This is a genomic window from Flavobacterium sp. R1_16 (assembly GCF_057652095.1).
The window spans coordinates 125,926-141,763 of record NZ_JBYFCG010000003.1; the positions used below are offsets into that span (position 1 = coordinate 125,926).

Annotated in this window: 17 protein-coding genes; 5 read left to right on the forward strand and 12 right to left on the reverse strand. The window is 31.4% G+C overall.

Annotation, left to right across the window (positions count from 1 at the left end; all coding sequences use genetic code 11):
- Positions 1-13: 13 nt before the first annotated feature.
- The 7 genes from AC23L6_RS06690 to mnmE form a co-directional block, all read right to left on the reverse strand.
- Positions 14-1,306 (reverse strand): DUF3987 domain-containing protein, encoded by a 1,293-nt coding sequence (locus AC23L6_RS06690; RefSeq protein WP_487561486.1) that lies wholly within the window; start codon positions 1,304-1,306, stop codon positions 14-16.
- 2 nt (positions 1,307-1,308) lie between these two features.
- Positions 1,309-1,722 carry a hypothetical protein gene (locus AC23L6_RS06695; protein WP_487561484.1) on the reverse strand — a complete coding sequence of 138 codons (414 nt, stop codon included), beginning with the start codon at positions 1,720-1,722 and terminating at the stop codon, positions 1,309-1,311.
- A gap of 21 nt (positions 1,723-1,743) precedes the next feature.
- Entirely contained in the window at positions 1,744-2,082 is a 339-nt protein-coding gene (locus AC23L6_RS06700; RefSeq protein WP_487561483.1) for a helix-turn-helix domain-containing protein, read from the reverse strand.
- Between the two features lie 139 nt (positions 2,083-2,221).
- Complete coding sequence (locus AC23L6_RS06705) at positions 2,222-3,226, reverse strand: hypothetical protein (protein WP_487561481.1); 1,005 nt, start codon at positions 3,224-3,226, stop codon at positions 2,222-2,224.
- Complete coding sequence (locus AC23L6_RS06710) at positions 3,213-4,358, reverse strand: tyrosine-type recombinase/integrase (RefSeq protein ID WP_487561480.1); 1,146 nt, start codon at positions 4,356-4,358, stop codon at positions 3,213-3,215. The genes AC23L6_RS06705 and AC23L6_RS06710 overlap by 14 nt, the downstream gene beginning before the upstream one ends.
- A 6-nt stretch (positions 4,359-4,364) precedes the next feature.
- Positions 4,365-4,925 carry a helix-turn-helix domain-containing protein gene (locus AC23L6_RS06715; RefSeq protein WP_487561479.1) on the reverse strand — a complete coding sequence of 187 codons (561 nt, stop codon included), beginning with the start codon at positions 4,923-4,925 and terminating at the stop codon, positions 4,365-4,367.
- Positions 4,926-5,169: 244 nt separating this feature from the next.
- A complete protein-coding gene (mnmE, locus tag AC23L6_RS06720) occupies positions 5,170-6,570 on the reverse strand; it encodes a tRNA uridine-5-carboxymethylaminomethyl(34) synthesis GTPase MnmE (RefSeq protein WP_487561478.1) in 1,401 nt (466 codons plus the stop codon).
- Positions 6,571-6,721: 151 nt separating this feature from the next.
- Between mnmE and AC23L6_RS06725 the strand changes: the two genes are divergently transcribed.
- Both AC23L6_RS06725 and AC23L6_RS06730 read left to right on the forward strand, forming a co-directional pair.
- On the forward strand, positions 6,722-7,555 hold the full coding sequence (locus tag AC23L6_RS06725; RefSeq protein ID WP_487561476.1) for a universal stress protein: 834 nt from the start codon (positions 6,722-6,724) through the stop codon (positions 7,553-7,555).
- Between the two features lie 148 nt (positions 7,556-7,703).
- Positions 7,704-8,531 (forward strand): universal stress protein, encoded by an 828-nt coding sequence (locus AC23L6_RS06730; RefSeq protein ID WP_487561474.1) that lies wholly within the window; start codon positions 7,704-7,706, stop codon positions 8,529-8,531.
- An 80-nt stretch (positions 8,532-8,611) separates the two neighbouring features.
- Here the strand turns inward: AC23L6_RS06730 and dnaN are convergent, their stop codons facing one another.
- From dnaN to AC23L6_RS06755, 5 genes are all read right to left on the reverse strand, one after another.
- On the reverse strand, positions 8,612-9,730 hold the full coding sequence (dnaN, locus tag AC23L6_RS06735) for a DNA polymerase III subunit beta (RefSeq protein ID WP_487561473.1): 1,119 nt from the start codon (positions 9,728-9,730) through the stop codon (positions 8,612-8,614).
- Positions 9,731-9,824: 94 nt separating this feature from the next.
- Positions 9,825-11,510 carry a gliding motility-associated ABC transporter substrate-binding protein GldG gene (gldG, locus tag AC23L6_RS06740; RefSeq protein WP_487561472.1) on the reverse strand — a complete coding sequence of 562 codons (1,686 nt, stop codon included), beginning with the start codon at positions 11,508-11,510 and terminating at the stop codon, positions 9,825-9,827.
- A complete protein-coding gene (gene gldF, locus AC23L6_RS06745; RefSeq protein WP_487561471.1) occupies positions 11,510-12,235 on the reverse strand; it encodes a gliding motility-associated ABC transporter permease subunit GldF in 726 nt (241 codons plus the stop codon). Before gldF ends, gldG begins: the two co-directional genes overlap by 1 nt.
- A 22-nt stretch (positions 12,236-12,257) precedes the next feature.
- The gene (locus AC23L6_RS06750) at positions 12,258-12,554 is read right to left on the reverse strand and encodes a putative quinol monooxygenase (protein WP_487561469.1); all 297 of its coding nucleotides are present in this window, start codon (positions 12,552-12,554) and stop codon (positions 12,258-12,260) included.
- Between the two features lie 15 nt (positions 12,555-12,569).
- The gene (locus AC23L6_RS06755) at positions 12,570-13,418 is read right to left on the reverse strand and encodes an SAM hydrolase/SAM-dependent halogenase family protein (RefSeq protein WP_487561468.1); all 849 of its coding nucleotides are present in this window, start codon (positions 13,416-13,418) and stop codon (positions 12,570-12,572) included.
- A 109-nt stretch (positions 13,419-13,527) separates the two neighbouring features.
- Here AC23L6_RS06755 and AC23L6_RS06760 point away from each other — a divergent pair, with 109 nt between their 5' ends.
- From AC23L6_RS06760 to AC23L6_RS06770, 3 genes are read left to right on the forward strand one after another with little or no spacing between them, the layout of a single operon-like run.
- Positions 13,528-14,001, forward strand: coding sequence for a hypothetical protein (locus AC23L6_RS06760; protein WP_487561466.1), 474 nt, complete (start codon positions 13,528-13,530; stop codon positions 13,999-14,001).
- A 27-nt stretch (positions 14,002-14,028) separates the two neighbouring features.
- Positions 14,029-14,979, forward strand: a complete 951-nt coding sequence (locus tag AC23L6_RS06765) for a PhoH family protein (protein WP_487561465.1) — start codon at positions 14,029-14,031, stop codon at positions 14,977-14,979.
- Between the two features lie 31 nt (positions 14,980-15,010).
- Entirely contained in the window at positions 15,011-15,838 is an 828-nt protein-coding gene (locus AC23L6_RS06770; protein WP_487561464.1) for a Cof-type HAD-IIB family hydrolase, read from the forward strand.

Genomic DNA, 15,838 nt, shown 5'->3' on the forward strand with positions numbered 1-15,838 from the left:
TTGTGTTTTAATCTCAAGTTGCAAGTTGCATCAATTCGTTATTCCATTTTCTTGATATTGATGATTTATTCATTCCGGTAATGGCAACAACATCTTTTTGACTGGCATTGTTTTTTATAGCCAATCTGATAATGTCTTCTGTAGTTGGTAATTTCTCTTTTTGATTGATGTTTTCATCTAAAACAATTTTGAAGTTTACGAAATAAAACTCAAGAATTAATATTGCAATTTCAATGGTTTCAACATTAATTTTACTCTGATATGTTTGCCTTTTTGAATTTAAAATTAAGTGTGTTAAAAGACTTATTTTGTGAATGTTTATCATCATTTTTGAGATATATTCTTTGCTTAAATCATTCACTTTGTTTTGACGATTTATTAATTCTTGGGAATAATCAAACAGCCTATTATTGGCACTTGAATCAAGTTCTATCTGCAAATCATCCATTTCAAAAGTGTTTTCTATTTCGGTGCGATAATTTAAAAGGTTGATTAAGGATTTTGAATAATTTTCTTTTACTTCGGTAGAAATATCATTTATAGATAATAGATTATTCATTGTCAACTTATTAGTAAAAAGAATTCTGTCTATTAATCCGCTTTCTAAATTTCCATCGCCAAATAACTTCGGAACAAATTGACTTTGGATTGAACCTAATAAAGTAGGATATGATTTTTCAATCCTAAAACTTTCTGTTGTTTTACGTGATATATCAATGTGCTTATTAGTATTTCCTTGCAAAAAGAAAGTTCTCCAAGCTGTGCCTTCTGTACTGCTTTTATTTGCCATTTTTTCAATAATGAAATAGAGTTCATCTATAAAAATTCCAATGGAATATTTGTTTTTATAATGCGTATAAATTGCTGATTCAATGGTAGCATCTTGTAGAAATAATTGCTTTCTGTCGCCTTTTTCAGTTTCTTCTAATTCAATATTGTTTTTTTTGAATTCTTTATATTTTTCGTTGTCATATTTTACCAAAGGAAATGTTGCTAAATCCATTGCTGGGGATTTAATGTCTCCACGACTTCCAATTATAGAAAAATATAAATTGGCATAATTTATATATCCCATCGCTTTAATTGAAAAGGCAAGACCACAAGCATTGCTGTAAGCAAACAATATTGAACTTAATAAATATTCTTTTGGAATCCTTTTTAATGCAAACGCATCATTAATTAGTGTTTTGATTTCAATTGGCATCTTGGAAATTATTTGTTCCAATTGATGAATTGCAATTTCTTTGTTTGTTTTAAAAGCATTCCCAATTTTATCATCAATATCTTTAAGATTTTTTACATCCATAATTAAAAAGTTTTAATATAGATGAAATGTTTAGTTTCTGAATCATAGAAAGGTTTTGCTCCATCATGCCTTAAATCCATATTTAAAATTGGATGGTATCTCTGTTTTAGTGATGAAGCTAAATTTTTCAAATCTTTTTTTGTAGCTGGTTTGTTTTCCTCACTTGTAAAAAGGCTAGTTGCTAGATTAACTGCAAGAGTACCAACCGCCGCATTTCCAACTCCTGCTATACTCATTTTTTCAACTTGAATTGGTTTTTTCTCTTGAATTTCTTTTGACGGAAGATTTAACCGTATTTCATTTTTTAGAACAAAAGCTCTTACCCTGCAACTGTTAGTGCAGTACTTTTGTTTCTTACGTCTGTTAGGTTTATATTGTTTTCCACAATACTTACAGGTATAAAAATAACTTTCCATATGCGTAAATGTTACGTTAGATTAACGATTAAACAGTTGATTTTTCATTAAATACTCATTGGCTTTTGTCTCTGTCTCATCTTTAGATTCTTTTTTGCCCGATTTTAGCCAATCAATAATTTGTGATTTTAAGAAGTACAAACGTTTCCCTTTTTTATGAAATGGAATTCTGTTTTGATGGACTAATCCATAAACACTTGGTTTTGCCAAATTGAGAAGTTTTGCAGTTTCATCAATGCTCATAAAGACATCCTCTGTTGAAGAAATAGAGGGATTCATTGCCTTTTTAATGTTTTCTGTAATTTGCTCTGCAAGTACTTTTATTCCTTCCTCCGAGAGCATGTAAATTTGTTGGTTCATTTTTCTGTTTTATGAGACAAACGTAAAATGAAAAAATCCCTAAAGGAATACTTTAGGGATAGCTTATGGATGCTTTATGGATAGATTAATGTATTGAAAAACAGTAATTTATATTGAATTTTGATTTGGTTTTTTTGTGTTATTTTGTTTCTTTTTGTTCAGAAATCAATGATGTTTTATGTTTTTTTAATGTTTGTTTTGTATGTACTAAATCAAATTCATCAATTTTAATTTTTATGCTGTCTATGGTATCTATCATTGTATTTGAACTACCTCTTCTTAAAATTCCTTTATTTACTTTTTGATACACTTTATTATTTGAAGACGATTCATATAAAATGGATTCGTCTTTTATTTCGCCAATAAGTATTATCAATTTTATTTTTTCGGTTAGTGGAATAGAGTTTTTATCTGATAAGCAAAGATTTAAAATCAATAGCTGTTCGTCAATTTCAAATGTTTGTTTTCTTATTTTGTCTTTCCTTTCAGAATTAATTACAGGAACGGTTAATTCTTCGCTTTCTTCAATTATATCATAAACGGTATTAAGATAATCATCAATTCGTTTTACTGCAATAGGGATTTTTTTATTAGGATAATTTTCAGAAAAGATTTTTCTAAATAATGTTGAATTGACTACATGCCCATCAAATTTTTCTAAAGTGAAATCTTCATAATTGTTTACTTCATAAAACAATTTATAAAGCTCAATATTGTCGCCTAATCTGTTATAGGAGTTTTGATAAACATTATATTTTAATAAATGTATAATGAAGCTTTCATAGTTAATATTATCAAAATCTTCATCGTAAGTATAATTTGAAACTTTCTTAATTTTTAATCTCTTTAAAAACTCTTCATGCGCTTCATTTTTTAAAACAGATTTTACAACATCTACTTTGTTTTTATTATAATTAGATAATGACAGCCTATAAATTCGATAGACTTCTTCAAAATGGTCTTTGTACTTATAAATGAAACTGGTTTCAATAAACTCATCCCAAATTCGTCTTCTCGTATCATCAATTGATTTAAGAGCTGTTCTTCCGTCTTCATAATCCGATTTAAAAGAAGTAATAGTATAGTCGAGTATTTTTTTTAATTCTGTATTTGTTATTTCTTGATGATTTTTAAGATATTCCATCTAATTGTATGTTTATTCGATTTGCGGCTTCAATTTTGTTTTTGTCCATTACTTTGGTATAAATCTGTGTTGTAGAAACGTTTTTATGACCTAATAATTTTGATACGGTATATATGTCTGTCCCATTTGCAAGTTGTAAGGTTGCGTAGCTATGTCGGAAATTATGAAATGAAATTTTCTTTTTAATACCGGACTTTGTTATCCATTCTTTTAAAGGTCTGGTTATTTGTGAATATTGAATACCTCCAAATATTAGTCCTGTATTTGTTTCTTGTGTTTTTAGAATATTATAAGCAGTATCCGAAATAGGATGATTTTTTATTGATTTTGTCTTTTCCTCTCTTAATGAAATGTAATATCCTTGATGTTTGTCTTTAAATATGTTTTCCCAGCAAAGATTGTTTATATCTACAAAACGTAAACCACTCAAAGCAGAAAATATTGCCATATATTTTACTTTCTCGATTTTAATTTCAGTTTTCCATAGTAAAGAGATTTCTTCTTCGGTTAAATACTCCCGATGTGTTTCTTCTTCTTTAATGTATTCAGCATCTTCGGCTAAATTCTTTTCAATCAAATTTTGTTTAAATGCAATCTTTAGGACAGATATAAAATTTTTAAAGTATGAAGAAGCAGTATTTTTTGCGAGGTCTTTGGCTATTTTTGAATTTCTTGTACTTTTTGCGTTTAAAAGATAGGCTCTGTATTTTTTAATATAATCGAGCGTCAGATTATTTGATGATATTATGCCACCACTAAAATTTTCCAAATGATTTAATGAAGCTTTCCAAGAGTTGTAATTGGATTCACTACCACTATTAAAATAATCATCAACAACGCTTTTGTATAGCGTTATAAAATTTACATTCAATACTACATTGTCTTTAAAACCAAATTCTTTGTTTTTAAGTTGAACATTTCTTTTGGATCTGATTATTTCAGCAAGCTCAAAATTTTCTGTATTCTGCTTTTTTTCTTCTATTGTTTTCGGGTTACTAAATAAATATAACTTTAAAAATTCTCTACGGGTTTCCGTTCCATTTTTAGGATTAATGATAGGAGGGTAGTAGTCTAAATAAAGACTTATTTTTCCAGTACTCAATTTTTTTTCTCTTAATGTTACTCTGCTCATATTTGGTTATTGAAAAATTCTGTTTAAATCTTCCTTTTTTACTAGTGTATATTTTCCGTGTTTCTCTTTTGGGATGTTGTGCCTTTTGATAATATTGTATAATGCGCCATTTGAAATATTAAATTTTTCAATCGCTTCATTAATGGTATAGGAATTTTTCAAATTTATTTCGCTTTTTCTTTCGGGGTTGATATAATCATCACTTATCAAATTCCTTTCAAAATAGCCATCAATATCTTTTCTTCTGATAAGTATTTTTCTAACCGAAAAATTGTATGCGTTTAAATCCTTTTGTTCAATTAATCTATAAATGGTTTTGGATGACATATTTAATAGTGTAGATGCTTCTTTAACGGTTAAAAAATCTTTTGAATTCACATCCACAACATAATTAGAAACTTTCGATTTTGTTTCAGTATTGCTCGTTTCAATTTTTTTCAATTTTTGATTTAATTTATAACCTCTGCTGTTACAAATATGAGAGCAATATTTAGTCTTTGTTGTTTTAGCATCAAAGGTGTTTTTACAATAATCACATATTCTTTTTACTGTAATATTTGAACTCATATTTAGTGGAATTAAAAGGATTTAAGGCGAAATAAGCAGAATTAAGGGTAAATAAGGGACATAATTTCGCCATTTCATTTCAAAAATAATAAAAATATATTTATGAGGTACAAAAATGGTACAAAAAATAGCAAAAAATAACAAAACAATACGAAGTCAATGTTTTAAATAAAATAAAAAATCCCTTTATTTAAAAGGGATTAGTGTATTTTTGTTTGTTTTAATTTTTGATGATTTGTGAATGCTATTTGCCGATACAGAAATTTGCAAAGATGTTGCCTAAAAGCTCATCATTTGTAACTTGTCCTGTAATCATCCCAAAATGGTACAAAGCCTCCTTGATATCAATCGCAATTAAATCACTAGATAGTTTTGATTGTAGTCCGTGTTTTACTTTTTGAATTTCGTCTAAAGCTTTTAGTAATGAATCGTAATGTCTTGTATTAGTGATAATTGTTTCGTTATTTCGTAATGCACCAGTAGCTACAAAGGACAGTAATTGATTTTCTAAATCTTTGATACCAATGCGCTCTTTAGCAGAAATCAAAATTAGTGTAACGTTTAACGTTTCAAGTTTCAGGTTAATATTCGAAACGTCTTCATCAGATAAAACGTCTTTTTTATTGATTAAAATAAGAAGTGGTTTTAGAGGGTATTTGTTTTTAATTTGCTCAATTTCAACAATAAACTGAGAACTTTGAACTTTAAACTTTGAACCATCGAACAAATAAAGAACAACTTGTGCTTGTTCTATTTTTTCAAAAGTTTTGCGAATTCCTATATTTTCTACTACATCACTAGTTTCCCGTATTCCCGCAGTATCAATAAATCGAAATCCAATACCACCAATAACCAATTCGTCTTCTATTGTATCTCTGGTAGTACCCGCAATTTCAGAAACAATGGCGCGTTCTTCATTAAGCAAAGCATTTAGCAACGTAGATTTCCCCACATTAGGTTCGCCAACGATAGCCACGGGTATTCCGTTTTTAATAACGTTTCCAACAGCAAATGAATCGATTAAACGTTTTAATACAAATTCAATTCTGTTCAGTAATTCGTTAAATTGAGTTCTGTCAGCAAACTCCACATCTTCCTCAGCAAAGTCCAATTCTAACTCTATTAGTGAAGCAAAATTCAAAAGTTCTTCACGCAATTTCGCTATTTCATTAGAGAATCCACCACGCATCTGCTGCATGGCAATTTGATGGCTGGCTTCATTATCTGAGGCAATCAAATCAGCAACAGCTTCTGCTTGTGACAAATCCATTTTACCGTTTAAAAAAGAACGTAAGGTGAATTCACCCGCATTAGCCATTCGACAACCTTTTCTAAACAATAACTGTATGATTTGTTGTTGAATATAAGTAGAACCATGACAAGAAATCTCAATGGTATTTTCACCAGTGTAGGATTGTGATCCCTTGAAAATAGAAACTAAAACTTGATCTATAACTTTGTCTCCATCAACAATATGACCAAGATGGAGTGTGTGCGTTTTTTGTTTGCTAAGGTCTTTACCTGAAACCGATTGAAATACCGATGCAGCAATAGTAATAGCTTGTTCACCTGAAATTCGTATAACAGCAATGGCACCTGCTCCCGAAGGTGAGGCTAAAGCTACTATAGTGTCATGTGAAATCATAGTCAATACATCAAGGTTGCAAAGTTACAAAGATTTTCGTGCTAATTTTTAACTTATTTTTTAGCTCGTACGATAGTGTTAAACTGATAGTTATCATGTTTTTAAACGAAATAGTATCGTAACTTTATGTATCCAAAAAAGACTAGAAATCATGAAAAAGATACTATTTCCCACAGATTTTTCTGAAACTGCAAATAATGCTTTTGTATATGTTTTAGAGATGGCGAAAACCTTTAAAGCAGAGGTTCTAGTATTGCACGTGTACAATTTGCCTATTGTTACCTATGAGGGATATCCAGCTTATGTGGCGGAGGTTTTAGATAGTGTAGAATTAAATACGTTTGAAAATTTTAAAGACCAGATTCCCTATTTAAAAAAAATAGCAGAGGAGCATCATTTTGATTCTGCCAAAATGAGTTACATTTTAGAACAAGGTGATTTGGTTAGCATAGTAAAAAAAATAGCAAAAAAAGAGCATGTCGATTTAATAGTTATGGGAACACATGGTGCATCGGGCTTGAAAGAAACGTTTTTGGGCTCTAACACAGGTTCAGTATTGTCAAACGTTCCTGTAACTTTACTTTGTGTTCCTGATAAAGCCAAATTTAATCCGATACAAAAAATAGTTTTTACTACGCGATTTAAAACTAAAGATTACACCGCATTGCAACAAGTGATAGATTTTGCTAAGGGTAGTAACGCAAAAGTAAAATGTTTGTATGTTCGAACAGCAGATTCTGATGCAGATGAATCGGTTATAGAAAAATGGCGTAAGGATTTTGAGAATGATTCGGTAGCCTTTTTTACCATTCCTGATAATGATGTAGAAACAACTGTGTTTGATTTTATAACGGGTCAAGAGATTGACATTCTCGCAATGTTGACGTATAAACGCAGTTTTTTTCAGGAATTGTTTAGAGAGAGTTTTACGAAAAAAATGTCCTATCATACTGAAATTCCATTATTGGTATTGCATGAAAAATAAATTGAATATTGTGTTTGTTTGACCACATAGACGAAGCTAATGAGTTTTTATACCAATCTAATGTCATTTAAAGTTCTTGAAAAAGATGAGTCTATGTGGTTAAAATTAGGCTTCTTACCATTTATTATTAAACTAAAATAATCGAGTTATGAAAAAGATATTGTTTCCCACAGATTTTTCAGATGTATCTAAAAATGCCTTTCTCTATGCTTTGCGATTGGCTAAGAACATCAATGCTGAAATCATAACCTTGCATGTATACGATATACCACAAATAGATATAATGGATATTCCCGTTCAATTATTTGAAATTTATGAGATTACTGAATGGAGTCAGTTTGAAAATTACAAACATCATATTCCAATGTTAAGAACTATTGCAGAGCAGCATCATCTGGAGCATGTTAAAATAAGCAATGTATTGGTACAAGGTGATTTGATTGCCAACATCGTAAAAATTAGTAAAGACGAACAAATTGACTATGTCGTGATGGGAACCAAAGGAAATACAGGTTTGGCAACTACTTTTTTAGGCTCGGTTACTACAAAAGTAATGAATGAAACACAAGCAGTCGTATTAGCAATTCCAGAAAATTGTAAATACAAACCAATTAAAAAAATTCTTTTCACAACTCAATACAGAACGGAGGATATGGCAATTCTTAATAAAATTTTAGTTTTAGCCAAAGTATTTCATTCCCATATTGATTGTTTATATGTTAAAAAAGACGAGAATGAAAATAGTCAATCAGTGGTTCAAGCTTGGACAAAAATTTTCAAGAACGATGCAATAGATTTTCATACCATCGAAAGTTCCGATGTGGAAGGTATTATTCTTAAATTTATTGAATTACACAAAGTCAATATGCTAGCCATGCACATTCATCACAGAGGATTTTTTGAAAGGCTATTCCATGCCAGTCTTTCTAAGAAATTGGCTTTTCATTCTGATATTCCTGTTGTAGCCATACACTAATAGCTTTGATTATACCATTTAGCCATAAAAAAATCCCGAATAAATCGGGATTTTTGGTTTAGGTTGGTTTATTGGTTGTATTAGTTATTTAGCATAACTGGCATTACTAACATGGTTACTGTTTCTCCGTCTTCAAGACCGTCAACAGGCGTTAAAATTCCTGCGCGATTAGGCAAAGACATTTCAAGCATAATCATATCCGATTGTAAATTGGTCAACATTTCTGTTAAGAAACGTGAATTAAAACCAATTTGCATATCATCACCTTGATAATCACAAGTCAAACGCTCTTCTGCCTTGTTTGAATAGTCTATATCTTCAGCAGAAATATTTAGCTCAGCACCAGCAATTTTTAAACGGATTTGATGTGTGGTTTTGTTAGAGAAAATCGCTACTCGTCGAACAGAGTTCAAGAATTGCGTTCTGTCAATCATTAATTTATTTGGATTCTCTTTTGGAATAACTGCTTCATAATTAGGGTATTTACCATCAATTAATCGACATAAAAGAACATAATTGTCAAATGAGAAGGTAGCGTTAGAATCATTGTATTCAATTTTCACTTCAGCATCTGAGGCTCCAAGAATACTTTTCAAGATATTTAATGGTTTTTTTGGCATAATAAAATCTGCAACTTGAGATGCTTTTACATCTGTTCGTGCATATTTTACCAGTTTGTGAGCGTCTGTGGCTACAAATGTTAAGCCTTCTGGAGAAAATTGAAAGAAAACTCCAGACATAACTGGACGTAAATCATCATTTCCTGCAGCAAATATAGTTTTACTTACCGCTGTTGCTAACACATCAGCAGGAACTAAAGTTGTTGATGGATTGTCTAGACTTACTGATTTAGGGAATTCATCTCCTGGCGCATAGGCTAATGCATATTTACCCGAATTAGAGCTGATTTCTATCGTACTATTTTCTTCTATAGTGAATGTTAGCGGTTGTTCAGGAAATGTTTTTAAAATTTCTAATAATAATTTAGCTGGAACTGCTACGCTTCCTTGACTTGTAGAATCAATTTCTAAGGTAGCTGACATCGTTGTTTCTAAATCTGATGCTGATACGGTTAATGTCTTGTTGTCTAATTCAAACAAGAAATTATCTAAAATAGGTAAGGTATTGCTACTGTTAATAACGCTACCCAATACTTGTAGTTGTTTTAGTAAGTACGAACTAGATACTATAAATTTCATTTTCTCTCTGTTTATTTTTTGTAAACTTTATAAGTAGTCTACGTTTTACAAATATATCTTAAACTCTCAAATATCAAAAAGAATTTTATTAACATTACTTGGCATATTTTCTCTTTCTAATATAGGTAAAGAGTAGTCCAAAAAAACCTAAGATTATAATTGGAAGTCCTACAGTTATGACTTGTGCTAAGGTGTAATTGGAATATACTTTTTCTTTATCGAGTAAGGGTAGGTCAACGGCTTTAGACCGAATGTTAATAAGTCCTGTATCGTCTAATAAATAATTCACACAATTCATCATGAATTCTTTGTTTCCGTAGAGTTTATTGGTCCATTTATCATATCCTAATTCTAGAGGTTGGTAGTTTTTATCCAATTGATTTCTTATGATATCTCCATCAGAAACTACAATCATTTTATTTGTTTTTCCAATACTTTTGAATGTTTTTTCGCTAAATGGCAGCACTCTATTTTCATACACAGAATGGAATTGCCCTTCGAGTAAAACAGCCATTGGAATATTGCCTGAGTTTTTGAATGCACTTTGTTCAGGACGATCGGTTACCATATTCAGAGATACTTCTACAGGAGTTCCAACTGCTTTTGAATAAGGTGATGATTGTAAAAGTACGGTTTTCTTAATTCCATTTTTTAAAGTGTCGATACTATTGGCAAACTGAAATTTTAAGGCATCTACATTACTCACAATAGGATTGCTCGAAGATGGATATACTAATGGAGAATAAAACCAGGGATACTGAGTGTATTGAGTTGCACTGCCTTGTTCACCGGTAGCTAGTGCGATTGGAGCAGCCATTACATCTTTGATAATTGTTGGATTAATACGAAATCCGTATTTAAAAAATAAGTCGTTGAGATTCAAATCGAATGGATAGGCTAAAGTTGCTCCAGCATCATTATACAAACTGTCCATCTCGATATTGACTTGGTCAATCAACCATAGGGTTTTACCACCATGGATAACGAATTGGTCTAAGGCTTCTTTTTCTTCGTCTGAGAATTTCTCTGTAGGCTTGGCAATAACCGCCAAATCGTATTTTTTTAGATAGGAAAGACTTTCATTAGGCTTTTTGGCTACTGAATCTAATGTAAAAGTACCAATGTAATAATTTTCACGCACTTGTTTAATAAAATCAGCCATTAGCAAATCATGGAGTTCGCCATTTCCTTTAATGATGGCAACTTTCTTTTCCTTGGCTTTAGAAATGGTATTAAACGCATTTGCGAAAGCATATTCTAAATGTTGAACCGAACTCACTACTTTTTCAGCAGTTGAAGCTCCCATCAAATTTTTAAGTAACGGAACTTTTACACTTCGACCATTGTAGGTGGCAATCGCCCACGGAAAGACCACTTCCTGAGTTTGTTTTCCTTTGTCTTCAATAGTTACATTGACAGGTGTTAATCCTCTTTCCATAAAAGATTGGATAATAGTGTCACGTTCTTCTTCGTTTTCTAAAGGATTCACAAACTGAAAAGTAATATTCTTGTTATAGGCCTTGAACTCTTCTAACAATTGTTGGGTTTCGGTTTGTAGTTTTTTAAATTCTCCGGGAAATTGCCCTTTTAGAAATACATCAACTATCAATGGTTCCTTTACCTCCTTTATAATGGATAATGAAGTAGGAGATAGGGTATATCTTTTGTCTTGTGTCAAATCAAAACGATGAAAAAATTGACTTCCTATACCGTTAACAAGCACCAAAATAGCGATACTGAATACTAACGATTTCAAGTTCTTATTTTTAGTAGGTATCATTAGGCTTTAGAAGATTTTAATTTGAAAACAGTTAATGAAAGAAATACGATTGTCAAACTAATAAAGTAGAGCATATCTCTAGTATCGATAACACCTCGACTCATACTTTTGAAATGATTATCCATACCCAAGGATGAAATAAAATTTTCTGCACTAGGAAAATAGGTCGATAAACCATCAAAAGCAAAATAGAAAACAAAACATAAAAATACAGATAAAATAAAAGCAACAATTTGATTTTCAGATAGTGTTGAGGTAAAAACACCTATAGAACAATAAGCAGCAATTAAGAATAACAACCCAAAATAAGAACCCATAGTGCTTCCCATATCGATATTTCCTTCAGGCATTCCCAAACTAGAAATAACATAAACATAAATAAAAGTAGGGATGATGGCGATAACAATTAAAAGCATGGCACCAAAAAATTTTCCATTTATAATTTGCCATATACTCAAGGGTTTGGTTAGTAATAATTCCAGTGTTCCTTGTTTTTTTTCATCAGAAAAACTGCGCATGGTTACTGCTGGAATAAGAAAAATTAATATCCACGGGGATAGTGTAAAAAAAGGGCTTAAGTCTGCAAATCCACTATTCAGAATATTGTAATCTCCATTAAACACCCAGAGAAATACCCCGTTGAGTAATAGAAATATGGCTATAACCAAGTATCCTATTGGCGAACCGAAGAAAGATTTTAATTCTCTTACTATAATTGACTTCATTTACTATTTTTTGTTTAAAATATTAAGTTAAAGAAACCAGTTTGTCTACACTCCAGGCTTCTGGTTTTGCATTGAATAATTTTTTTGTAAAAGTCCATACATCATAAAATAGCTCGGACTTTCTATAATTTTCCAAATCATTTTCAGTTTCCCAATAGCTGTAGGTAAAAAACAGACATTTATCGTTCCTATCTTGATACAATTCTAAGAAACGGTTTCCTGGAGCATTTCGTATTTTGTCTTTCATCAAATGAAAATTCTCCAAAAAAGCTGGGATATTCTCTTCGTGAAAACTCATTTTTACTATTCGTATAAACATTATTTCAGATTAATTTTAAAGAAAATTAATAACAATACTATCACGATACCCAAGACCCAATAAACTTGACGCACTTCCTACTGTCATTGGGTTACTTCTGTAAATAGCAATTTCCAGAAACCCTGCTTCATTGAAAATCGCTAATTTGTCGCCTTCATGATGTTTAATTCCGTAATTGCTGGTTGAAATGATATCAGAATATTTTGCCCAAATATTTTTGATTGGTTTGGACTCTTTAACACCTCTTTTTTGTATCATCGGAATTTCATAAGGCCTGCCTTTGGCTATTTCTAGGAATAATTTTTTAGTAATATTTGTGACAACGTTACCAAAGTGATCTATGTAAATGACATATCCTTTAATGGAGTTTTTATCCTCAGAAACTACCGCTTGTAATTCAGTAACTTGCTTTATCGAGTCTATTTCTTTTCCAATAACATTGAGAAGACCACCTTTTGCGATATGATTGGCTACGGTAACAAAAACATCCAAGTCAGTAGCATCAGTAGGTAACCTGTCGTGAATGTTAATTGCTACAATTTTTTCGGGAGCACTATTTTGAGTTAGCAGACCTAATATTCCATTATCGGCACAAATGAAAAATTGGTTGTTCCATTCGATGGCTATGTGTTGGTTTTCTTTATTCAATTCTGCATCCACTCCAATCAAATGTACTGTTCCCTTTGGAAAGCTTTTGTAGGCAGAGCCAATACAATAACTTGCTTCTACAGTATTAAAGGGGTCAATATCGTGTGATATATCAATAATTGTAGCTTCAGGATATTCTGATAGTATTTTCCCTTTCAGCGCTCCTACAAAGTGGTCTTTCAATCCATAATCGGTAGTAAGAGTAATTATTGACATAATTTTGTTTATAACTATTGGTGCAACGTAAACTTAAATTGTATTAAATTTGAGAATTGCAAAGCTAAAGTATTTTAGCCTTTAAATAAAATTTCAATTAAATCAATATATGGTTAAATCTCTTTTGTGTTTTTTGTTCGTTCTTTTTAGTTTTCAATCCTATTCCCAAGAATTGGTGTACAAGTCTAATGGAAATATTACCAATTCTAACGGTGAAAGAATTAGTCCAACTAAAATGAGAGAATTATTAGCAGATAACGAAAGATTATTATCCAATTATAATGTAGGACGCAGTCAGAAAACGGCTGGAAATATATTGATTATTGGCGGATTGGGTTTACTTGTGACTGACATAGCAATTGGAGCAAATGCAGATGTTAAATTTCCTTCAACTTTGACCTATATAGGACTTGGCTCTATTGCAATAGCTATTCCCATAAAAGTTGGTTTTTCAAAGAAAATAGCTAATGTTGTCTCAGATTACAACGCTCAAAAATCTGTTGGTTACTCTGAATCTAATCACAATAAATTTGAATTGATTACTAATTACAATGGTTTTGGTTTGAGATTGACACTAAATTAAAAATAGTAATACTAAATAAAACAGCTTTTGAACGAAAGAACTATCGAACTTATAGACATTGCTCCAAAAGATTTTTGGGGTGCTCAAGACACTCATCTTGAAACTATTAAAAAATACTATCCAAAGTTGAAAATCGTCGCACGTGGAACTACCATAAAGGCTTTTGGAGAAAAAGAGGTCTTAGACGAATTTGAAAATCGTTTCAACAGGCTCATGCTTCACTTTTCTAGATACAACAACATCGATGATAATGTTATTGAACGTGTCATTGAAAGTGATTTGCAAGAAGACAGAAAAGCCTTTGAGCATGATAAAATACTTGTTCATGGAGTAGGAGGGAAAATCATTAAACCAATGACGCCCAATCAGCAGATTTTGGTGGATATGATGAATAAAAACGATATGGTTTTTGCTGTTGGACCAGCTGGTACAGGAAAAACCTACACTGGTGTAGCCATGGCAGTCAAAGCTCTGAAAGAGAAACAAGTAAAACGAATCATTCTAACACGACCAGCTGTTGAGGCTGGAGAAAATCTGGGTTTCCTTCCTGGTGATATGAAGGAAAAATTAGATCCCTACATGCAACCTTTGTATGATGCCTTGCGCGATATGTTGCCAAATGAAAAATTGGAAGATTATATTTTAAAAGGAATAATTCAGATTGCTCCTTTGGCCTTTATGCGCGGAAGAACTTTGGATAATGCCTTTGTAATTCTTGACGAGGCTCAAAATACAACACATTCTCAAATGAAAATGTTTTTGACTCGTATGGGCAAGAACGCCAAGTTTATGATTACCGGCGACCCCGGTCAGGTAGATTTACCAAGACGAACTATTTCAGGACTAAAAGAAGCTATTCTAGTTTTAAAAGATATCGAGGGTATTGGGATTGTTTATCTCGATGATAAAGATATTGTTCGTCACCGTTTGGTCAAAAAAGTAATAGACGCCTACAAGCAAATCGAAAATCATGATTAAAAATTGTTTTTAATCACTAACAAAGATTTGAATGGCAAGAGAAAATAAATTTAAGGTTGTGATTTGCGATCTTGATGGGACTTTATTAAACAACGAACATAAGATATCGCCCTATACCAAAGCTGTTTTTCAAGAATTGTATCGTCAAAATTATACACTAATTGTTGCTACTGGAAGACATCATCTTGACGCATTACCAGTTATAGAAACAATCGGAGTACCTATCTATTTGGTAACCTCAAATGGAGCTAGAATACATTCACCAGAAAAGGAATTACTTTTTTCATTTGATATCAGTAATGAAAGTATTCAATCAATTCTGTCATTAGAGATTGATTCAGAAATTACCATTGTATTATTCAAAGAACATTTTTGGTTGACCAATAAACACAATGAGAAATTAAACAGTTTTCAAACAGAACTGAATTATGTCCCCCAGATAGTCGATTTTAAAACCGTTGAAGACCTCACTGCCATAAAATTATTATTTGTTGACGAAAATCATCACAAATTGGTAACTTTAAAAGATGATATCTTGATAAATCATTCAGATAATTTTAGTTATGCTTTCAGTCTTCCAATTTGTCTAGAAATCATGGATAAATCTGTGGATAAAAGTATTGCTATTGCTAAAATTTTAGAAAGAGAAAACTTGACTTATGACGAAGCTATATGTTTTGGAGATGGCTTTAATGATGAAAAAATGCTTTTAGCTGCGGCCAAGGGATTAATTATGGGAAATGCAGTTGAGAGTTTTAAAGAGAAGCTTTCACATTTAGAAATAATAGCAATAAATGACGAAGATGGTGTTGCAAAATACTTATCGAAAGAAATAATTCGTCAGGAATTTCATGTTTAA